We start from the raw sequence: 20,974 nt of genomic DNA, 5'->3' as shown, positions 1-20,974 counted from the left end.
CAACTGAGGTGCGGAATGCGTCTGCAGAATCTTCCATTGATGCTGAAGTTGAGCCTGGTTCCGGCGCTGATCCTGCTCCTGCTGCTGGCCTATGCGCTGATGGTGATCGCGTCGCTGCGGGAAATCACCACCCGCGCCAATCACTTCTCGACCGTCATCGAGCCGACTGCGCGTTTGACCAGCGACCTCAGCGCCAATCTGTCCACCCGCGCCAGTCTGCAACAGCAATATCTGCGCACGCCGACTGATAAAACACTGGAAGAGTACAATCAGGCCAGCGCTCAGGCGCAAGAGTATTTCTCCGACGCCAATTTCACCAAACTGAAAAGCGCCGACGCCCTGCAAACCGCCAGCCTGCGTATCGACGACCTGTTTCGCAACAACCTGCTGCCGAAAAACCGCGAGCTGCGCAGCGGCATCGCCACGGTGCAGGAAACCCTTGTGCCGAAAACCCTGGAGTTATCTAACAATATCAGGGTGACGCTTGACCCCTCCAGCGCCCAGGTGTTGATCCAGTGGACCATCCTGGTCAGCAATCACATACAAGCCGCCCTCATTAATCTGAACGCATTCCTGCGCACCGGCTCCCCCACCGAGACCGACGCCTTCCTGATGGAGATCTACGGGGCGCAAAACGCCGTGATTGATCTGAAGAAACATCTGCGCAAGCCCGAACATGAAAAATGGATCGGAGAGATCGACGGGCTGGTGAAACAATTTGAAAGCAAAGCCAAAACCATCTTCGATGTGGCGCGCAGCCAAAACAGTTTGCTGGACAGCGAGCTGCGTCCCCTGGTCAACGACACTCTGAATATTGTGGCGGAGGAGCAAGCCAGTATCTGGAGCGACTTGCGCAGCGTCAGCGGCTACATCGCGGAATCACTGGACTCCAATATTGTGAAAATGCTGTTGTTCCTGGTGGTGACGCTGGTCATTTCCACGGTGTTGACTGCTCTGGTGTCACGGCTGATCAGCAAACCCATTAAAGATGTGGTCGCTACTATGGAGGACATCGCCCAGGGCGGCGGCGATCTCACCCGGCGCCTGACTTATCTGGGACAGGATGAGCTTGGCCGGCTTGCACGGGCATTCAACCGTTTCGTCGAACTCATTCAGCAGATATGCATCAGTATCAACGACAAGTCCCAGGAACTGGGTCAATCCGCAGAGTCTTTACAGGATGTGGCTCATCAAGGCGAAAACTGCCTGGAGCAACAAAAAGCCGAATTCGTCACCGTCTCAGAATCCACCCAACTGATCTCCCACAGTTTCCGGGATATTGCGCAACAGGCGGGCAAACTGCTGGAAATCGCCCAATCCATCGCCTCACAGTCGGACAACGGGAAACGCCTGCTGCAAAACAATACCGACACGCTTTCCCGACTGGCCCAGCAAATGGAGACCTCATACGCCTCCATGCAGCGCCTGGCCAGCAGCAGCCAGAAAGTCTCAGAAGTGCTGCAGGTCATCAACAATATCGCTGAACAAACCAACCTGCTTGCGCTGAACGCGGCGATCGAAGCCGCCCGCGCCGGCGAGCATGGCCGCGGCTTCGCCGTCGTGGCGGATGAAGTCAGACAACTGGCGTTACGCACCCGGGATTCCACCGAAGAAATTCGTGAAATCATGGAAGGCCTGCAAAAAGACGCCGAAGAAACGGAAAAGATGATCAATCTGAGCAACAGCATGACGCAAAACAGCGTATCGCAGATGAGCACATTGGCTGTCACCGTGGATCAAACCAACAGCGGCATTGCGGAGGCCAGCGATCTGATCGACCAGGTGGCCAAAACCACAGAGGAGCAGGCCAAGCACGCGGAAGGCATTGCGCAAAGCATGCATACCCTGGAGGCGTTGCTGGATGAAAGCTGGCGGCAGGTGAACACCACCTCATCCAACAGCGAGAATATCAATCAACTGTCATCGCAGTTGCAGGAAAACGTCGGCCGCTTCAAAACCTGTTAGGCGCAGTGAACTGCGCCCGCTGCGAACGCCTCTATTTGATGACGAGAACATCGCATTCCAGGTTATCCAGTACGCGCTCAGCCGTGCTGCCGATAAAAATGCGATCTACGCCATTGCGGGACACCGCCCCCATCACCACCAGATCATGTCCATGCTCATTGACACAGGCGGGCAGCACTTTCTCCGGCGAACCTTCTTCGAAAAACACGTGCGTGCTTGACTCCACATAGCTCTCCAATAAACGGTCCAGCGCCTTTTGGTGCTTGGATTTCACTTTCTCGCGATACTCTTCGTAATCGGCGACGATAGCGTCGAACTCCACCAGCATGCCGGTAGGGATAGGCTCATAAGCGTGCACGACATTCAACTCCGCAGGCAAGCGGCAGGAAATTTCGTGGGCGATATCCAGGATGCGCGGGTTCAGATTATTGACGGAGCCTTCCGTCTCTATCGGGTCAACCGCCGCCAACACTTGAATATGGCCGTCCCAGCGATGCTCTTCCCGCACAAACCAGATCGGCGCATCCGCATCCCGTATCAAATGCCAGTCCGTATTGGTGAACAACGCCCGTTGCAGAATTGAGTGATGGTGAGTGGCCTTGATGATCAGTTGCGCTTGCGTCTCGCGGCAACGCTCCACCACTGCTTTATAGAGAGGCTTCTCCCAGCGCACATGTTGAGTGACGGCGATGCCGTGGGCGCGCATCTGCTCCGCAAAAACCTCCAGCCAGCGCTCACGACTGGCCAGACAGCTTTCTTTCGCCGAATTGAGCGCCTTGGCGTCGAAGGGGTAACTGGACTCCAACGCCCGCTGATATTCCGCCACCATCAGCTCCACTTCCGCGCCCAGCGCCTTGGCGAGGCGAATCGTTCGGGGAATGACTTCCTGCCTTTCCTTGGTCGGGTCCACAACCAGCAATATCTTTTTAATCTCCGCCAGCTTCTTGATTTCCATAGCCTCTCCCCACCGATTTAAAATTTTTTTCAACTTCCTTCGTTTTTAATAATAGAAAAGGTTGACGAGATAGTCCCATGTCATTATTATTGCGGCCTCGAAAATGACGTTCCCCGATAGCTCAGTTGGTAGAGCAAATGACTGTTAATCATTGGGTCGCTGGTTCGAGTCCAGCTCGGGGAGCCAATATTTTTCGGATCGTCAAGATCATTCGGGGTATAGCGCAGTCTGGTAGCGCGCCTGCTTTGGGAGCAGGATGTCGGGAGTTCGAATCTCTCTACCCCGACCACTTTTTCACTTCTCTTCTTGTTTTTCCTATTTCAAATTTAAAATCCATATTTAGTCTTTAGCCACTCGCTTTTCCATGTGTTTTCGACACAAAATCTGCGTCGGACTTTTGTCTTTCTTGATGCAAACCCTTAAGCACAATCCTCTTTGTACAAGAGAGTCCATCCATGGACTATCTCGCCTACCCTGGCCTTGACTACGTCATGCCTGTGGAAGCGTCGCCGTATTGAAGAATAATTTGCTGACTTCATATAGCGTCAGCGGATCGGCGCTACCACAGGTCTCCCTGATGGAATGCATCGCAAATTGCGGCACGCCGATATCCAGGGTTTTCACCCCCAACTCGGCCGCCGTGAGCGGTCCGATGGTGCTGCCGCACGCCATATCCGTCCGCACCACAAATACCTGATAAGGCAGTTTCAGCTCCTCACTAAGACGACGGTAGAATGAGCTGGTGATGCTGTTGGTAGCGTAACGCTGATTCGAATTCACCTTGATGACCGGCCCGCTATTCAGCAAAGGCCCATGGTTTTCATCATGGCGATCCGCATAATTGGGATGCACGCCGTGAGCGTTGTCAGCGGAAAACATCATGGATCGACTGATCATCTGACTCAAACGCGTTTCATCTTCCGTAATGCGCAGCAGCACTGAACGCAGGAAAGGCCCTTGCGCGCCTTCTGCGGACACGCTGCCCACTTCTTCATGATCATTGAAAACCAGGAAACAAGGCTGACTGGAGCCCGCATCCAACAAGGCCTGCAGACCGATATAGCAACTCAGCAGGTTATCCAGACGCGCGGAGCTGAGGAATTCGTTTTGCAGACCATGGATATTGGCGGGCTGGGTGTCATACAGACACAACTCATAATCCAGCACGCGCTCCGCATCCAGCGCGGGATGCTCTTGCTTGATTTGCTCCAGCAACAAGCCACGGAACTCTGGCGGACTGTCAGCGCGACATTGCATCAATACCGCCGGCAGATCTTTCTGGGGATTAATGGAGCGGCTGTTGTTGACCTCCCGATCCAGGTGAATCGCCAAACTGGGGATCATTGCAATCGGGCGCTCCCAATTGATCAGCGTGCTTTTCACTTCCCCGGCGCTGCTCAGATAGGTCACCCGACCCGCCAGTGATAGCTCACGGTCAAACCAGGGATTCAGCAAAACGCCGCCGTACACTTCAACGCCCAGCTGATAATAGCCTTTGCGCAGCAATTCCGGGCTGGGTTTGATTTTCAGACAAGGACTGTCGGTGTGCGCGCCGAACATTCTGGCGCCGCTGACCTCCAGCGGTCCTTGCGCGCCGCTGAATGCGATCAGCGAAGAGCCGTTACGCGTAATAAAGTAACGCTCATTGGCCTGTAGCGACCATTCATATTCTTCGTGCAAACGCTTGAAGCCAGCTTTCTCCAGCACTTCCACCATATTGGCGACCGCATGAAAAGGGGTCGGCGAGGCGTTCAGAAACGCCAATAATCCTTCATTAAACTCTTCTTTTTTCATACTTCACTCAAGTAACCGCGTTATCCGATTCTATACGGCTGTCGGCACAGAGCCGACAGCGACCGTAGACACTGCACATAGCCTATACGGGAGATTCCGGCTTGGCCAGTTGGTTTTGCGAAGAATTCTCATCTCCTTTCCCCGCATTCGCTCTCTTGTCCTTACGCCCAGGCTTGACCGGCGGCTCCGGCAAACGTTCAGAGAACTTTTCCCAGGCCCAGCGCAACCAGTTAATCATGGCGAAAGCCAGCCATAGCGACCAAACCAGCATCGCCACCCGATAGAACAACACGGGAACAGTCCAGACTGACGCCGTCGGCAGTTCGCCCGCCGCCGCATCCTGATACCAGCGCAACTGACCCGCAAAAGATCCATTGCCAGCGACATAATCCGCCGGCTGCCCTATCAAGCCTTTGGGAATACTGGCGATCACCCATCCCAGTACAGCCAGCGTCAGCAGCACCAACAGCGTGCTATACAATCTGCGCCCCCAGCGCGGCAAGGCATGGACCAGCTCATAACGGTAATTGAATGCGTAAAACCACACCGCCAGCACCAGCAAACCCTGCACCCATCCCAATGCCGCTCCCGCCGCCAGCACCGCCCAGCGCCCTACGCCCAGCGGATTGCCGCTATGCCAACCCAACACAGACGCCAACAGCAACATCACCGCCAGCACGCCCCAGAACAATATGGCCGGCCCCATTTGCGGACCACCCACCCATAACGGCCATAGCCGATCCGGCAACTGAATCTGGAGCTGCACGTTACTGACTGGAGCCGGCAACTGCAGAGCCGGCGTCTGATAACGCCATTGCGTTCCTTGCGCCTCTTCATGCCAGCGTATGCCCAAGGACTGCTCGCCATAACCAAGCACAACATCCACCCGACTGGTTTCTTCGCCGCGGGCGACATTTCTTCCATCCAGCTCCACCGCATCCAGGACTGCGCCATCCGGCAAATCAAAGCTGTAGCGCTGAGTGCGCGAGGTGCGCAGACGAATATCCGCCGTATATTGCAACTGCTTGCCGCCCACTTTCTGAGTCACATTCAGGCTGTCCACCGTCAGCATGCGGCCTTCAACCGCCTTATTCGGCGAAACGGACAGGAACAGCGAATCTCCCGGTTGAGGCCGCCACTTTGGTCGCCAATAACCGGACCGAATAATTTCATAAGGCGCCGGCCCCGTGTATTCAAGGCTCCACTGTGGCCCCACCAGAATCGACCAGTGCTCGCTCCAGGCGCTATTGGTCGGCGCCAGCAACTCGATACGCTGACGGAAGCTCAAGTTGGACACCCATTCCATACTGTCCTGACGATCATCCAAAGTCACTAACGCCCGCTGATTACTGACATCGATATCTCCCGAGGTCACCGACTCTCCCATCAGCAGTGGAATACTGGCTGAAATAGAGCCCCGCAGCGGCGCCACCCTTTCCACCCGGGTACGCACGCGCCACTTCAGCCCCAGGTCCAGTTCCCGATAAACCTTGACGAAGGCGGGCGCAGGCTCCTGAAACAGAGATTGCCGCGACTCCGAGCTGCGCTGACTGATGCTGGTGCGCTCAAACTTGATATTGGAACTCAGCAGCTCATTGCTACCCGCGCCGGACATCGACCAATCCGCCACTTTCGCCGAAAAACGATGAGGCCGCAGAGGAAACGCCAGTTGAAACTGATCCACTTCCCGCACGCCGCCTTCCAACACCACCTCCTGTACGCCGGCTTCCAGCGGAATACGCCAGACGCCATCTTCGCCAGCGCTCCAGCGGTCCCAACGCTTCCCATTGACAAACACATTCTCAGGCCGCCAGAAACCAGCGCGCGCCGGAATCGGCAAAGCAATCGGCTGCAGCGAACTGACTTCCAGCGACAAGGTCAGACTGTACCCATCCAGAATCAGGTTGGCGGAATTAACATCCACACAGCGCGGAGTGCAGGCCGGCGGCGCAGTCAAACGCTGCTCCAGAGCCTGCAACATTTCTGGACTGGGGTAGCCCGTGTCGGCGTGCGCCCGCTCCGTCGGAGCCATCAACGCCAGAGGGGCCAGCAGCGCCAATCCCGCCAGCTTCGTGGTGACGCCGGGTTGCGGCGAATCATCCCCACCCTTGTCGCTGCGCCCGCCACGCCGCCCTACCAGGCAAGCCAACAGCACCACCAGCAGCGCAAAGTGCACAATACGCGCAAATCCTGTTTGCATGGGGCTCAACACATACAGTTTGGCGCTTTCGTCCCCGCTAAGCGGCCCTTGCCAGGTAAGATTCACTATTCGCCAACTCCAGTCCGGCACTCCAGGCCCCGTGGGAGCGGGAGCCTCCGGCGCCACGTCCTCAGGCTGTTTTTCCCGCAAAGACATAGGCGCGCTCATCAGCGCAGGCGGCGCGGACTCCATCGCCTCATCCAGCATATAGCCAGCCTCCACATCCTCTTCCACCGCCATCTCGCGCCTCATCGCAGCATGATCTGCAAAGGAAACTACGCCGGAATCACGCTCCAATTGCGGGTATATCGCCATACGCACCTGGGCCACACCATAGTTCAACAGCATACCCGCCAGAATCAGCAACGCCCCCCAACGCCAGCCGGTCACCAGTTTCAGCATCCAGCCGGGACGAACCACGCGCAGCAACGCATTGGGGATAATCAACAGCAGCCATACCGCAACCGGCGCATAGATTTCGTGATAGGCGAATCCCAGCGCCACCACCGTCACGCCACCCCACACGACGCCCTCCAAACGCGCCACCGCCGCAGTAATCAACAGGAGTAAGAACAAATCCCACAGAGACCAGCGGTCAAACCAGGTACCCGCGCTGCGGTCCACGCCGGAAGCGGCCAAAGGCCACCATCCCGGTGGAAGGTTGACATCGCTGGAGACATTCTCAAGATCCAGACTGCCGCTGTCGTCACGCCAGCCGCTGGCGGGAATCACAAATGCAGCGGCCTCACGCTCAACCGGCGAGCTGCTTACCGCCGTCATGTCGAGGTCAGCGCGCCGCACTTCCACGCCGCGACTGGAGTCCTGACGCGACTGCGTGACTAACTGCGCCTGCCCTGACAAGTCCACCTTGCCTAACTCATAAGGCGCGCCTTGTTCCAGACGCCACCCCTGCGACATTTCACCCGTCAGGCGATCGCGCCAGATCCAGCGACTTTGATCAAACGCCAGCCAGCCCTGGGAACGCTGCCGAATACGATTTCCCGCCAGAGAAGTGAGCCCCCGCTCGATTTCTTTCAAGTCCAGAGGGGAGCCTTCCGCCACCCGAAACGCCGGCAATGTCCGCCATTCCTGAGGCAACAGAGTCTGCTGCGGATCAACGGCGCGCCCTTCTATTTCCACACGACGTAACTGTGGCTGCGTCTCCACCACCCATAATTCCGATTCCGGCCAGACGCCTCCCGGCTCAGGCTCCATGGAGAAAGCGTCCGTACGATTGATCTGCCGAAAGCGCGCCACCAGCGTCCAGGAGCCTGGGCGCACCTGAATCCGCAAACGACCATCCTTCTCAACTCGCGCGGGCAAGTTGCTGGTCAAAGAAACCTGCTCCCAGCCGGACAAGCGAAAACCACCCAGCACTTCTTCCCGCTCCCCACCGGAAACGTCTAACTGTAAGCGCGTCTCCAGCAGTTTTGGTTCATCATCGATCAACTTGCGGAATACGTTGATTTTCAAAGAGTCCGGCTGCAGATTCGCCTGCAGCTGATCACGCACCAGCCAGAGCGCGGAGCCGCTGTCCACATAAGCGCGGCCTTCCAGCGCAGCCACGGCGTTCAGTCTGGTCATGGCGAACGCCTTGGGCAATGGCACGCTTTGCGGTAATTGCTCCCAACTGATGCGCCCCTGGACCCGGTAACTTCCGGGCTGCAGCCAGATAGAAGGCACGCCTTCCACATTAATCACCGCCACCCGATTACCGGACAGCTTCACTTCATGAGGCCAGAATTGCGCGGAGCCCGGCAACGACAGCCAGCCCTCATACTGACTTTCCGCCTGAAAACGGAAGTCCAGCCGCTTCATGTCCAGCTCCAGCTCCAGCGCACTGAGCCAAAGGCACACTTTCGCACCGGTTCCGTCATGAGCGGGGGTACAGTCTTTATCAATATGGTCGTGCAACACCCAACCGGACCAATCGGCGAGCTGCTGCGGGATATCGGAAGGGGCGGCCTGGGCCGGAGAAATGCAAAAAAGAAAGAGAAAACATGCGACTAGACAGGATTTCATTAATATATCCATAGCTATAAAACGGACAAAATACGACTCAACTCGTCAGAATCTCTCGACAACCGATTCCAACGCCGTCTTTCGTATTCAGACTCCCGGGCGCCTGCAAAGTCTGTTTGGTGAAATAAGGATGAGCAAATATAATTGAATGTCAATAACTTGCCGAGCCCAAATAGTCTGATTATGAAAAGCAAACATCTGGAAGACGCCCTGTTCCTGGACATCGAAGCCAGCAGCCCGGACGATGACGCCTACCCTATCTGTATCGCCTGGACCGACCCGGATGGAGCCATCCAAAAGGCGCTGATCATTCCAGAGGACGACTGGGAGGATTGGGACTTCAGTTACCAGCACAGTCACGGCTTATCCCGGGAGCATCTATTTGAACAGGGCGAAACCGGCAAAGACGTCATCCGCGCCCTGTCCAGCGACTTGGCGGAAGCCACCGTTTACGTCGATGGCCTCGACCCTGACTCCCAGTTGCTGGAGCGCCTGTTCGAAGCCTTCGACGCCGACATGCCTTTTGAACTGGCGCGGATCACAGATTTTCTGCCGGAACTGGACTTCGAAACCTTTCTCGAACGACGCCAGGAAATTCTGCTGGAAAACGGCCTTTCCGGCTTCAATGCGGAGAACAACGTTTTCGTCATGTCCGAACTGACCCGCCGCATGCGCTGAATACGCCGGGCGGCGCAGCCGCCCTACTCCGCCCCGACCCAATAGAACCGCGCCGCCCGCTGTACTTGCTCAGACATCGGCTCATCGCAATCCATCTCGCGCTGAAACACCAGCTCCTGCAAGTCCATCACCGCTTTGGAAATCTCTTCCGAGGCGGCGCGCATACGCTCCACCAGTTTTTCGCCGACCTCCGCCTCCAGCACCTGCAAACGGCTGCCGAACTCGCTGAAGAAACCGCTGATTACCCACTCGCGCAGATACAACGCCTGCTGCAATTGCAGCCAATGATCCTGCGGCAACTCGAGATCAAATATCAGCTCTTCCACGGTTTTTTCCACACCGCCGCTTTCTACGGTGTACAGCATCCTGCGCAATTCGCGACTCCATGTATCCCCCAGTCCATGAGGGCTCGCGCCGTATAAGCAGGCCAGCACATGTTCCAGAGCCTGCACCTCAAAAAACGCCTGCCCCAGCGCCTGCATCAACGCCCCATCCTGATGGATAAGCTCCGCCCCCTGCGACTTGGAGACTGCGGAGAGACTGCCGGTAGTTCCCTGACTCATTTCAGTTGCACCTTTATTATTGAATTTATTGGTTTGCTCAACGGAAGCCGAAGCTCGCCGGAGGTTAAGTAACAATATATTACCTTGCTGATAACCTTTGTGGCTTGTTGGTTACTCGCTTCACTGCTAAGTTTTTACTGGACTGCAGATTACTTCCAGTGTCTTCACGCTTTAATCAGACGTATCAGCCAATTAAACGCGCCCACATGGAAATATCGAACAACGTGAACTCAGATCTGATCTGGGACCTGGACTTGCTCGCCGATCGCAGCAAAGCCCAGGAGTTCGTCTTGAAGTTTGAGAACAAACTATGCGTCTTCTCAGGCTCCGTACGGCAAATCTATACCAATTACAGCATGCACTTCCCTGAAGACTATAACCGTAATCTGGTCATATTGCCCGATCCTTACGCCTTTCACGACACGTTCAACCATATTGAAGAAGAGGCCGTCACCCGCACCGGCTTTCATATTATTCCCGGCGAACTGATCAAACAGAAAGGGATGTTCATGCTGATACAGCCCAAAGACCCGGAAGCGCCGGCAAAGCCCATCGCTATGCGCAAAGCGCTGGAAGTGCTTAATAAAATGCGTACGGAGTCCGACCCTTTCCTGCCCATCCTGGTCAAAGGCGACCTGAAGCCTTTCCAGGACCAAATCCCCTGTCTGCACCTGCATCGCCTGCGCCTGCCTCTACTCCATCGCGCCAGCGAATTCGAAAAAAGCGAGCTGCGCCGGGTCATCCAAACCAAGATGCAGGACATCGGCGAACTCTAAAGCAAATTGATTTGTGACGCTTTTCCGTGACTGCGTTGACCGCTTAAGTCACAATCCCGAGCTATTGCGCCTCCACTCTGGCCGCATGCCGCACCGATAAAAACAACACATGGAAAGCAAAAAATAATGAAGCGCCGCATTCGTCATCCGCGTTCGATCACAACCGTTCTCACCGTATTGGCGGTTTTGCTGGCCAGTCCCGGCAGCCGTGCGGAGGGAGAAAAAGAAGGCAAATCTTATGTCGGGCTGAGCGCCACCCAGTTCGATTTCAAACGAGTCGACGGCAGCAGCAGCGCCAGCACGACAGGCGTCACGCTAACCTATGGCTCCTATCTTACCGACTACGTCAAAACCGAGTTTCGCGCCGGCATGGGACTGGATGAGGAAGAAGCAAAACCGGGGCTGGATATCGGCATGGATTATTTCGCCAGCTGGTATATGGGCGCGCAGTACCCAGCTACGAACTATCTGTCCGTATACGCTCTGTTCGGATTCACTCATATGAAAGGCAAGGTCTCCAAAGATGATCCGGACACATATCAAAGCATCCCAGAAGACCTCACCGAAAGCAGCTTCAGCGTCAGCTACGCGTTAGGAACGGAAATCAAGGTCACTGGCGATCTGTGGGGCGTCCTGGAGTTTGGCCGCATTCACCGCGATACGGAAACGGCGATCCGCACCATGCAGCTCAGCGCCGGCCTGAAATACGAGTTCTAGGCCCGGCGCCAAGCGTCACACGCTCAAGCGCTATGACGGATATGCCAGCACTGGTGAATCCGTTCGTTGCGCTTGAAGTCTTCAGGAATGCTGGCGGCGGTATGATTTTCCACCGCAAAACGCTCTTCAATGCCTGAATCCAGCTTGAAACGTCGATAGTTGCAGGAAAAGATCAACACCCCTCCCGGCGCCAGCAAGCGCATGCAATCTTCAATCAGCCCGGCATGATCCCGCTGGACGTCCAATACATCCTCCATTTTCTTGGAGTTGGAGAATGTAGGGGGATCAAGGAATATCAGATCATATGTATTGCGTTCGGCTTTCAGCCACTCCAGCACGTTGGCGCGCACAAAACGATGGGGACCACTCAGCTTATTGAGGTGGAAGTTGCGCTCCGCCCAACTCAGGTAGGTTTGCGACATATCCACACTGGTGGTGGTCGCAGCGCCGCCCGCCGCCGCATGGACGGACGCCGCTCCGGTGTAACAGAACAGATTCAAAAAGCGCTTACCCGAACTATGCTTTTGAATCCAATAGCGGGTTGGACGATGATCAAGGAAAAGCCCTGAGTCCAGGTAATCAGACAGGTTCACCCAGAACCGGCAACCATGCTCTTCTACTGTACGCTCCTTGCGACTGGAATCCGTTTTCTCATACTGCAGCATGCCTTTTTGTTTTTTACGCTGCTTGAGGAACAGTTGCCCGCCGTCGATTCCCAGCACCGCAGGGGTTACTTCCAACACATCCAGCAGGCGTTGCCGCGCTTTTTCTTCATCCACTGATTTCGGCGGCGCATATTCCTGCACGATGATTCCACCGTCATACCAGTCAATGGCGACAGCATACTCAGGCATATCCGCATCATAGATCCGATAAGCGCTAAGCTGCTGCTTCTTCGCCCATTTGCTCCACTTCGCCAAGTTCTTACTCAGTCGATTGCGGAACATTTGCGCCTGCTCGGAGATACCTTCAAGAGAGGCGTTCTGCGGCTTACGCGGCGCTTCCACTTCTGGCCGGTTACCGTAAACATCGAACAAATAAAGCGTTGTGGCCAGAGGTCCGTTGTAAAGATGGTATTGCTTGTCCGCCCGCAGACCGATTTCTTTCGCCAAGTTGACGCTGGAAGTAAAAATACCCGCTTTCCATTCACCGTATGCGGTTTTCAGCCTCCGTCCCAGCGCCCGGTACAGCGAGCGCAGCTCCAACTCCTGCCCCAAACGTTCACCATAGGGAGGGTTGCACACCAGTAAGCGCTGCCCACATCCTTCCGTATCTGGAGTGAAGTCCATGGCGCTGGACGTTTCCAGCTTCACCCAGCGATCAAGTCCGGCGCGAGACAGATTGCGCTTGGCTGTGCGGATAGCGGCGGGATTCAAGTCGCAGCCAAAGATGGCGCCGCGCCAGCGTCGCTTGCCCAGCACCGCCTTCTCCATCGCCTCTTCGTAGACTCCACGCCAGACTTCCGGATCATGCCAGGGCGCTTTTTCAAACAGAAAATGCGGGTTCAGCAGCCCCGGCGCAACATTCATTGCGATCATCGCCGCCTCCACCACCAAAGTGCCGGAACCGCACATGGGATCAACGAAGCATCCATCCTCTCCACACAACTCCGGCCAGCCGGCGCGATAAAGTATGGCCGCCGCCAAATTCTCTTTTAATGGAGCCGCCGCACCCTCTTGTCGATATCCGCGCTGATGCAGACTTCTTCCCGCCAAATCCAGACCTAGCGTGATAGTCTTCGCCAGATTCAACTGTACGGTCTGTACGCCGGACTGCTTGTCGATAACCGGCAGCTCCAGATCACGGTCGCGAAAATGGTCATTAATGGCGTCTTTGACCACCTGCGCGCCAAAGCGCGAGTGCCGGATATCGCCGCTGGAGCCGAACGCCGCGATCCAATAGCTTTCTCCCGGACGCAGATGCTCGCTCCAATTCACTTCAGAAGCAGCCTGATACAGACCATCCCGCGTGGCTGTGCGGGTGGACTGCAATAATCGCAGTACTCGGTTGGCGAGACGGGAGCCCAGGCAAATTCGGTAAACCCCGGCAAGATCCGCCTTCGCCTCAACGCCAGCGGGATTGGTTTTAAGCACTTCCGCGCCCAGAGTCTTTAATTCGTCTGCAAGCACATACTCCAGTCCTTTGGGGCAGCTCGCAAACAATGAAAATTCATTCATATTCCTACGCCGTTACAAATCGTTGCATATCAAGGGTTAAAGACGGTTCTAAGGCGATCAAGCGCTTAACCGTATTTAATTCCACAAAACTATAAAAAAACCGTCACATAGATGAAATAATTCGTGTACATCGAAATTAAATTTGGCTTAACTTGAAAGTGTAGCGCTATTACTCTGATATATATCCCTCGTACACGATCAGACGATAAGGAGATGCTTTCTAGTCCAAATTCCGATTCAAAAGTTTATCTGTTTGAATTCCTGTCTAACCCAGAAATTGGTGAGGTCATTAAAGAATGAGAAGACAGAAGCGCGATATGTTCGAAAGAGCGTACCTCAAGGGTTACCGTGCCGGCGTAAGCGGCCGGTCAAAAGATTTATGTCCCGCCGCCAATCCTCAAATGCGTCAAGAGTGGATTAACGGCTGGCGCGACGGCCGAGCGGACCATTGGGATGGTTACACCGGCGTATCAGGGATACATAGAAGCCCTGGCATAGCGTCCTGATTCACCTAGACACTCATTCATAAAGGAGGGGTTCACCCAACCCCATTTAGGCCCGCATCGCGGGCCTTTTCATTGAGGGGTTAGCCCTCCAGACCGCCAATCGCTTCAGCCGCTTCCCGCACGAGCACCGGCCCTCGATAGATAAGGCCGCTATACACCTGCACCAGTTTGGCGCCAGCACGTACTTTTTCCACCGCATCCTGGGCGCTCATCACTCCACCGGATGCGATGACAGGAATCCGCCCTTCCAGCGCCGCGCACAACTCTTTCACCACATGAGTGGATCGCTTGGTCAGCGGCGCGCCGCTCAGGCCGCCTTGCTCTTTTCCATGAGCCAGACTCTCAACGCCCTCGCGCGACAAAGTGGTGTTCGTGGCGATGGCGCCGTCCATGTTGTAGTCCAACAGGGTGCGCGCAACCATATGCACCTCGTCGTCAGACATGTCAGGCGCGATTTTTACGACAAAAGGCACATAGCGCCCATGCTGCTGACTCAAACGCTCCTGACAGTCCTTGATATCCTGCAACATGCTGCGCAAGGAGTCGCCGAACTGGAGTGCGCGCAATCCAGGGGTATTAGGCGAAGAGATGTTGATCGTGATATAGGAAGCATAGGGATACACCTTATTGATGCAGGTGATATAGTCCGAAGCAGCTTCCTCGGCGGGAGTGTCTTTGTTCTTTCCGACATTAACGCCGATCACCCCGTCGTATTTTTTCTTGCGCAAGCGCTCCGCCATGTAATCAACGCCATAATTGTTGAATCCCATGCGGTTAATAATTGCGTTGCGTTCCTCCAGGCGAAATAGCCGCGGCAGCGGATTTCCGTCCTGAGGCTTGGGAGTCACTGTGCCGACTTCGATAAAGCCAAAGCCCAGCTTACTCAGGCCATCGATGTAATCGCCGTTTTTATCCAATCCCGCCGCCAGCCCCACCGCGTTGGGGAAGGTAATTCCCATCAACTCGACCGGCCGGGAATACATTTGGGGCATAAACATTCCCAACATGCCGGCGTTATCAGCCATCTTAAGCATTTTCAGGGAAATATTATGGGAGGCTTCCGCTGGAAGGCGAAACAGAAACTGTCGGGCTAACTGATATGACATAAGGCTATTCCACTGCTGTAGAACAGTTTAAAAGAGGGGTGAACTTCAGGCGCGGTATTATAACCAACCAGAATCGCATTAAAAGGTTTATTTCCCATTACCCGCGCGACGCCTATCGGCTCCTGCTTCTCACGAAAAGTAACTTCACATCGCGTTTTGCACTGTTTTTGACCACTAGTCACTACATGTTGGGGATATCTGTGACAGAACTGTAATTTATCCACTAAATCTGTGGATAACTTTGTTAATATCGGTAGGGAAAAATCTCAGACCCCACGAAATTCCAGCTCTCCCAGCGATTTGATCACTTTTTAACCAGCTATTTTTTGCGCTTAAATTTCAACCACTTATTAACCCTGGTTCCCCGAATCCGGGAATAGCGTCATTTTTTGCACCGGAATAGGATACTCAAATCTACCGAAATCGCCGCTTAGGTTTGGCGCGAAATACGGGAAAGTTCGCCGGGATTTCCACAGATTTATATGTAAGTCATTCATTTATAGAGCATGACGAGTTATCCACAGCCGTCAGAACAACAAAAAAGGGAGCTGTCGCTCCCCTTTGTGTCTCAACTGAAAATGTTTAACGTGGGTTTAACCGATAAATGCAATGGCGGGCATCAAACAAAGTTCAAAGCCATTTCATTAGCGCCGCAGCGCACCACTTTCAACGGGACAGTCGGACTGCGTTCCTGCAACAAGCCAACGACTTTCAATGAAACCAGATCTCCGACCTCGGCATTACCGGTAAAGTCACCGGTCACCAATACGCCGCCTTCGGAAAGATCTACTGTTTTCAACTCGTGGAGCCCTGTCACAGGGTGATCAAGCAGAACGCTCATCGACGCGGGTAGTCGTTCAAAACGACGCCTTTCTGTGTGGGAACTCATAGTATGCACCTTTTCCGCTATTTATTATGGTTATTTTTTGACCAGTATAAAAAACTTAAAGCCTCTGGTTCAACTATTATCCTCAGCCCCATCCCACGTAACCACCGTCTCCTGCGCAGGATAGTTGGAACATGCTACAATTCTTCATCGCTCTCACGATAAAGCTTTGTAAAACAGCAGCATGACATACTCTACCCCCGCCGAAAAGACTCGCGCCGCCCATCGCGTCACCTTGATTGGAATGATTCTGGATATTGCGCTGGGGTTGTTGAAAATCATAGTCGGGGTCATCGCACAGTCTCACGCGCTTGTGGCGGACGGTATCCACTCTTTCACTGATGCGGGAACGGATATCCTGGTGATTGTCATCACTCGCTACTCCCACCAGAAGCCCGATCGAGAGCATCCCTACGGTCACGGAAAATTCGAAACGCTGGGCACGGTGGTGCTGGGCTCCATGCTTATCGCCGTCGCCGGGGCCATGGCTTATGACAGCATTCTGCGCCTGTGGGAGCAAGACGCCCAAGTCGCTCCTGGATGGCCAGCGCTACTGGCGGCAGCCCTGTCTATCGCCGGTAAAGAATGGATCTATCGCTACACGCTGGATATCGGCAAGAAACTACGTTCCGACCTGATTATCGCCAACGCCTGGCATTCACGCAGCGACGCCCTTTCCTCGGTTGTCGTTCTGGTCGCATTACTCGGCGTTATTGCCGGTTTCCCCTGGCTCGATGCGGTGGCGGCGATTATTGTGGCGATCCTCGTCGGCAAGATTGGCATTGAGCTGGCGGGCAAAAGCGTCAAAGAGCTGGTGGAAACCGCGCTTCCAGAGGAACAGGTCCGCGCTCTTCGGGAACTTGCGCTGTCAGTGGAAGGCGTTCGCGGCGTGCATGATCTGCGCGGACGTTATGTGGGACCGGACATTGTTATTGACCTGCACTTACAAGTGGACTCAGCGCTAAGCGTCTCTGAGGGGCACTATATTGGCGTGCATGTCGCGAGAAAGATTCAAGAGAAGTTTGAGCATATCAGCGACATCACCTACCACATAGACACAGAGAACGACACTGACGGCAAAAAACGGGCCGGCTCGCCGCTATTGCCGCTACGCCAAGATGTGACAGAGATCCTGCGACAACGCTGGCGCGACCTGACGCCCGAAGACTCAATCAAGCGGCTGATTTTGCACTACATCAATGGCCAAGTGCATGTGGAAGTAATGATTACAGAAAACGAGGACCATCTTTCCCGGGAGATAGTAAAAAGCATGCGGGAAAGTACCGCCGATCTGGCTTGGCTGGGCGAGATCAAAGTCTGGAGAGAAGCGCCCTGAACGGTATGCCCACGGCGCTTCCCTTTAGTTATTGGCTATGGTCCAAGTATGCGCTTTTTCTCCGCCTCAAACTCTTCCTGCGTGAGCGCTCCAGCATCCAATAACTCCTTCAGCTTTTTAATCCGGCTGAGATTATCCTCAATCGCAGGATTTGGCGTCGTAAAGTCAGCATCGCTGGGTGTAGAAGGGCCGGAAGCCGTGGAAAATGAACCAAATTGGTAACTCCCCACAGAAGGAGAAGGCTCCTTCTCTTTATCCACCAGTCCCAGAAAACCGCCAATCTTGCGCAACACCAGCTTCAGGAATCGCCATAATTTCGGCAGCAACCAAATCGCCAGCGCAATAAATAAGCCCAATAACACAAGGAAAACAAACGGGTGATTCAACGCCGCCCACAGACCGGCCAGAACCATGATGTCCTCGCCAATAGAAGCCGCCCAGTTAGTAAAAGGCTCAGGTGAAGTATTGATCGCAAGGCGCGTACCTGCCTTTGTGGCGTGAGACGTCGCCGCCATCGACGCGCCGACCAGTCCAGCCGCGATCTGCAACGCTGGTGAAATATCCCCCACTGCTCCCGCCGCCAGCACCGCGCCGGCAGGGATGCGTATAAAGGTATGCAGCGCATCCCAACCACTGTCCACGCCAGGGGTTTTGTCCGCGAAGAACTCCACACAGTACATAAATCCGGCAGCTGCGATCACCAGCGGATCCTGCAGAGTCTGCAAATCCGGCGGCAAATCGATATGTCCGGTGGCGCCGCCCAGCCCCAGCATCAGCACTGCGGCATACAGGTTCACGCCGCTGGCCCAGGACACGCCCATCATTAATGCAATTGTGGAGACCAAACTATCATAGGTTTCCATTAAACCACCTCAACCACTCTGGGTTATTCATCTCCCACCTGGGGCGCATCGTCAGCGCTACAGGCGGATTTGTCATTACTATCGCTATTACATCCTTTCTTACCTGAACCCTGACTGAATTCATCTTCAAGGTTCAGCATTTCAGGCGGAGAATCCTCGCCACCATAGCCACAACAAACGCAGCGCCAACAACGTCAGCACCCATTTGAACAGTGATTTAAAACGCGCTTCGGGCAGTTTACCGAGAATTTTCAAGCCGACTTTAGTGCCTAGAAACCCCGCCAGCACCATTAAACCCAACAAAGGAAGCCAGGGGGTGAACACAAACCCAGCCACCCCGAACACCATAATTTTCAACAAATGTTGCGCCGTCATACAACTGGAGAAGTTAGCGGTGTAAGTCCAGCGGTCAACGCCACTACGCCCAAGCCAAGCCGACACAAGGGGACCAGTTGCGCCAACGATCATTGTGGCCAGTGTCGTCAATAAACCGCCGCAGAACAGACCTATTTTAGTTTTCCCCAGTCCCAGCTCAGGAATAGGCCCCCAACACAGCCAGATGATGAATAGCGCCACCAGCGGGGGAATCCACAAGGGGTCGACGCGCCCCAATAGCCAGACAGCAGCGAGCGCGGCAATAAGGGCGCCGCTTAAAAAGAAAGCTATCGTACGCGGCTGAATGTGCTTGCGGGTTAAGGCCGCCCGGCTAACGTTGGAGCCCATTTGCACAATACCATGCAAAGGAATCAGAGCTAACGGCGGCACAATATCCGCCATCACTGCGATCAGAAAAGCGCCGCCGCCAACACCGAGCGCTGCAGTCAACATCGAACCCAGGAAACTGCACCCTAACAGCGTTGCGACTTCGAGCCCGGAAAGGCCCGCAAACCATTCCGTCATAAACCAGCGCCGTCACCCAGTGAGAGAGACGCCGTTCGGGAGTCGCCCTCCTCCGACATTTGCGCCCGCTGCAGCGTAGATTCACTCAATTGCTTACCGGCGCGCGCGCCCAACTGCTTCAGTTTCTCCACCCGGGTAATCAAGTTGCCTCGCCCAGTAGCCAAGCGCCCCATGGCGGTGTCATAGGCGCCTTGTGTCTGCTGCAAGCGCTGGCCAACTTCCTCCAGATCCTGTACGAAATTGACGAACTTGTCGTACAGATAACCAGCCTGCCGCGCGATTTCCTGCGCATTTTGAGACTGGTGCTCATAGCGCCAGATATTGTGAATGGTGCGCAAAGTAGCGAGAAGCGTCGAAGGAGAGACAATCACCACATTCTGTTGAAATGCTTCATTGAACAGGCTTTGATCTCCCTGCACCGCCGCCGCAAAGGCGCCTTCGATTGGGATAAACAGCAGTACAAAATCCAATGAGTTCAGACCCAAAGCGTCTTGATAGCGCTTACCACTCAATCCCTTAATATGTTGTCGCACAGACAATACATGCTGTTTCAGGTAGTCCATGCGGGCGCTGTCGTCCGCAGCGTTATGATATTGCTCATAGGCCACCAGACTGACTTTCGAGTCGACGACGACGTTTTTGTTCTCTGGCAGACGAATAATCACATCCGGTTGAATACGGCGCCCAGCCTCATTTCGTTGTGCGCTCTGCACTTCGTACTCGCGCCCTTTCACCAGCCCGGAACGCTCCAGGATGCGCTCCAGAATGACTTCTCCCCAGGTCCCCGCGGCTTTATTGTCGCCTTTCAGCGCATTGGTCAGCTTGATGGCGTCGTCACTGATACGTTCGTTCAGCGTTTGTAGCTTTTTGATTTCCGCAGATAATGAGAAACGCTGCTGCGCTTCCTTGTCGTATACGTCTTCCACTTTCTTACGGAAGTCATTCAACTGCGTATTCAAGGGGTCAAGAATGGTCTTCAGATTGTTCTGGCTGAACTCGGACAGTTTCTGCGTGCTACTCTCGAAGATGCGATTCGCTAACAGTTGAAATTCCTGCGTCAGCGCCTCACGTGACGCTTCCAATAATTTCAGCTTCTCCTGATGATGCAACTGTTCCTTCGCTGCTGCGGTTTTCAAAGACGCCAGCTCACTCTGCGCGGCGCTAAGCGCTTGCGTTAACTCAGATAAATCCGCGTCTTTGTCTCTGGCCGCCGCCTCCGCACTAACATAACGTTCATGGATAGACTCCATCCGCGCTTTCACCGCAGCGTTACTTTGTTGTAGCAAACCAACTTCCCGCTGCAGGGACTCACAGCGTTGCGTTTTTTCCGCACACGCATCCTGAAGACGCGTCACTTCATCTTCACGAGCCAGGAGTTTTTCCATTATTTGAGCATTGCGCAGCTCAAGTTCTCTCCGCTGACGGCGCTGTCTCATCATCCCCATCAACGCAAGCAACGCGAGAGCAAGCCCTATCCCCCCCGCCATCAGGTAGGGCCAATATAATTGTAATAACGCCATTACTTCTTCT

16 protein-coding genes and 2 tRNA genes are annotated in these 20,974 nt (G+C 54.7%); 8 read left to right on the top strand and 10 right to left on the bottom strand.

Annotated features, from left to right (window positions below; all coding sequences use genetic code 11):
* Positions 1-15 precede the first annotated feature (15 nt).
* A complete protein-coding gene (locus tag EUZ85_RS31030) occupies positions 16-1,965 on the top strand; it encodes a methyl-accepting chemotaxis protein (protein ID WP_127969280.1) in 1,950 nt (649 codons plus the stop codon).
* Positions 1,966-1,996: 31 nt separating this feature from the next.
* On the opposite strand, the gene EUZ85_RS10670 is transcribed toward EUZ85_RS31030, so the two are convergent.
* Complete coding sequence (locus tag EUZ85_RS10670; RefSeq protein WP_127969279.1) at positions 1,997-2,920, bottom strand: universal stress protein; 924 nt, start codon at positions 2,918-2,920, stop codon at positions 1,997-1,999.
* Positions 2,921-3,030: 110 nt separating this feature from the next.
* On the opposite strand from EUZ85_RS10670, the gene EUZ85_RS10665 reads away from it, so the two are divergent.
* Positions 3,031-3,106, top strand: a tRNA-Asn gene (locus tag EUZ85_RS10665).
* Positions 3,107-3,132: 26 nt separating this feature from the next.
* Positions 3,133-3,209: transfer RNA gene (locus EUZ85_RS10660), tRNA-Pro, on the top strand.
* A 200-nt stretch (positions 3,210-3,409) separates the two neighbouring features.
* Here the strand turns inward: EUZ85_RS10660 and EUZ85_RS10655 are convergent.
* Positions 3,410-4,714, bottom strand: a complete 1,305-nt coding sequence (locus EUZ85_RS10655; protein ID WP_127969278.1) for a M18 family aminopeptidase — start codon at positions 4,712-4,714, stop codon at positions 3,410-3,412.
* A gap of 82 nt (positions 4,715-4,796) precedes the next feature.
* On the bottom strand, positions 4,797-8,936 hold the full coding sequence (locus tag EUZ85_RS10650; protein WP_127969277.1) for a hypothetical protein: 4,140 nt from the start codon (positions 8,934-8,936) through the stop codon (positions 4,797-4,799).
* Positions 8,937-9,119: 183 nt separating this feature from the next.
* Between EUZ85_RS10650 and EUZ85_RS10645 the strand changes: the two genes are divergently transcribed.
* Positions 9,120-9,614, top strand: coding sequence for a hypothetical protein (locus tag EUZ85_RS10645; protein ID WP_127969276.1), 495 nt, complete (start codon positions 9,120-9,122; stop codon positions 9,612-9,614).
* A 23-nt stretch (positions 9,615-9,637) separates the two neighbouring features.
* Here the strand turns inward: EUZ85_RS10645 and EUZ85_RS10640 are convergent, their stop codons facing one another.
* Positions 9,638-10,177 carry a hypothetical protein gene (locus EUZ85_RS10640; protein WP_127969275.1) on the bottom strand — a complete coding sequence of 180 codons (540 nt, stop codon included), beginning with the start codon at positions 10,175-10,177 and terminating at the stop codon, positions 9,638-9,640.
* 206 nt (positions 10,178-10,383) lie between these two features.
* On the opposite strand from EUZ85_RS10640, the gene EUZ85_RS10635 reads away from it, so the two are divergent.
* The gene (locus EUZ85_RS10635) at positions 10,384-10,953 is read left to right on the top strand and encodes a hypothetical protein (protein ID WP_127969274.1); all 570 of its coding nucleotides are present in this window, start codon (positions 10,384-10,386) and stop codon (positions 10,951-10,953) included.
* 126 nt (positions 10,954-11,079) lie between these two features.
* Positions 11,080-11,670 carry a porin family protein gene (locus tag EUZ85_RS10630; RefSeq protein WP_127969273.1) on the top strand — a complete coding sequence of 197 codons (591 nt, stop codon included), beginning with the start codon at positions 11,080-11,082 and terminating at the stop codon, positions 11,668-11,670.
* A 23-nt stretch (positions 11,671-11,693) separates the two neighbouring features.
* Here the strand turns inward: EUZ85_RS10630 and rlmKL are convergent, their stop codons facing one another.
* Positions 11,694-13,847, bottom strand: coding sequence for a bifunctional 23S rRNA (guanine(2069)-N(7))-methyltransferase RlmK/23S rRNA (guanine(2445)-N(2))-methyltransferase RlmL (gene rlmKL / locus EUZ85_RS10625; protein WP_127969272.1), 2,154 nt, complete (start codon positions 13,845-13,847; stop codon positions 11,694-11,696).
* 296 nt (positions 13,848-14,143) lie between these two features.
* Between rlmKL and rmf the strand changes: the two genes are divergently transcribed.
* Complete coding sequence (gene rmf, locus EUZ85_RS10620) at positions 14,144-14,353, top strand: ribosome modulation factor (RefSeq protein ID WP_011398719.1); 210 nt, start codon at positions 14,144-14,146, stop codon at positions 14,351-14,353.
* Between the two features lie 80 nt (positions 14,354-14,433).
* Here rmf and EUZ85_RS10615 read toward each other — a convergent pair whose 3' ends face one another.
* Positions 14,434-15,459: a quinone-dependent dihydroorotate dehydrogenase gene (locus EUZ85_RS10615; RefSeq protein ID WP_127969271.1), complete on the bottom strand. Its 1,026-nt coding sequence runs from the start codon at positions 15,457-15,459 to the stop codon at positions 14,434-14,436.
* Between the two features lie 619 nt (positions 15,460-16,078).
* Positions 16,079-16,348, bottom strand: coding sequence for a PilZ domain-containing protein (locus EUZ85_RS10610; protein WP_127969270.1), 270 nt, complete (start codon positions 16,346-16,348; stop codon positions 16,079-16,081).
* A 181-nt stretch (positions 16,349-16,529) separates the two neighbouring features.
* Here EUZ85_RS10610 and EUZ85_RS10605 point away from each other — a divergent pair, with 181 nt between their 5' ends.
* On the top strand, positions 16,530-17,681 hold the full coding sequence (locus EUZ85_RS10605; protein ID WP_127969269.1) for a cation diffusion facilitator family transporter: 1,152 nt from the start codon (positions 16,530-16,532) through the stop codon (positions 17,679-17,681).
* Positions 17,682-17,716: 35 nt separating this feature from the next.
* Here EUZ85_RS10605 and EUZ85_RS10600 read toward each other — a convergent pair whose 3' ends face one another.
* The 3 genes from EUZ85_RS10600 to rmuC form a co-directional block, all read right to left on the bottom strand.
* On the bottom strand, positions 17,717-18,544 hold the full coding sequence (locus EUZ85_RS10600; RefSeq protein WP_127969268.1) for a DUF4126 family protein: 828 nt from the start codon (positions 18,542-18,544) through the stop codon (positions 17,717-17,719).
* 141 nt (positions 18,545-18,685) lie between these two features.
* Positions 18,686-19,444: a sulfite exporter TauE/SafE family protein gene (locus EUZ85_RS10595; RefSeq protein ID WP_127969267.1), complete on the bottom strand. Its 759-nt coding sequence runs from the start codon at positions 19,442-19,444 to the stop codon at positions 18,686-18,688.
* A complete protein-coding gene (gene rmuC, locus EUZ85_RS10590; RefSeq protein ID WP_127969266.1) occupies positions 19,441-20,964 on the bottom strand; it encodes a DNA recombination protein RmuC in 1,524 nt (507 codons plus the stop codon). Before rmuC ends, EUZ85_RS10595 begins: the two co-directional genes overlap by 4 nt.
* Positions 20,965-20,974 lie beyond the last annotated feature (10 nt).

The sequence above is a fragment of the Hahella sp. KA22 genome, assembly GCF_004135205.1.
In the GTDB taxonomy this organism is placed as follows: Bacteria; Pseudomonadota; Gammaproteobacteria; order Pseudomonadales; family Oleiphilaceae; genus Hahella.
The sequence above is the reverse complement of the archived record's forward strand: the minus strand, read 5'-3'. Positions and strand labels throughout refer to the sequence as shown.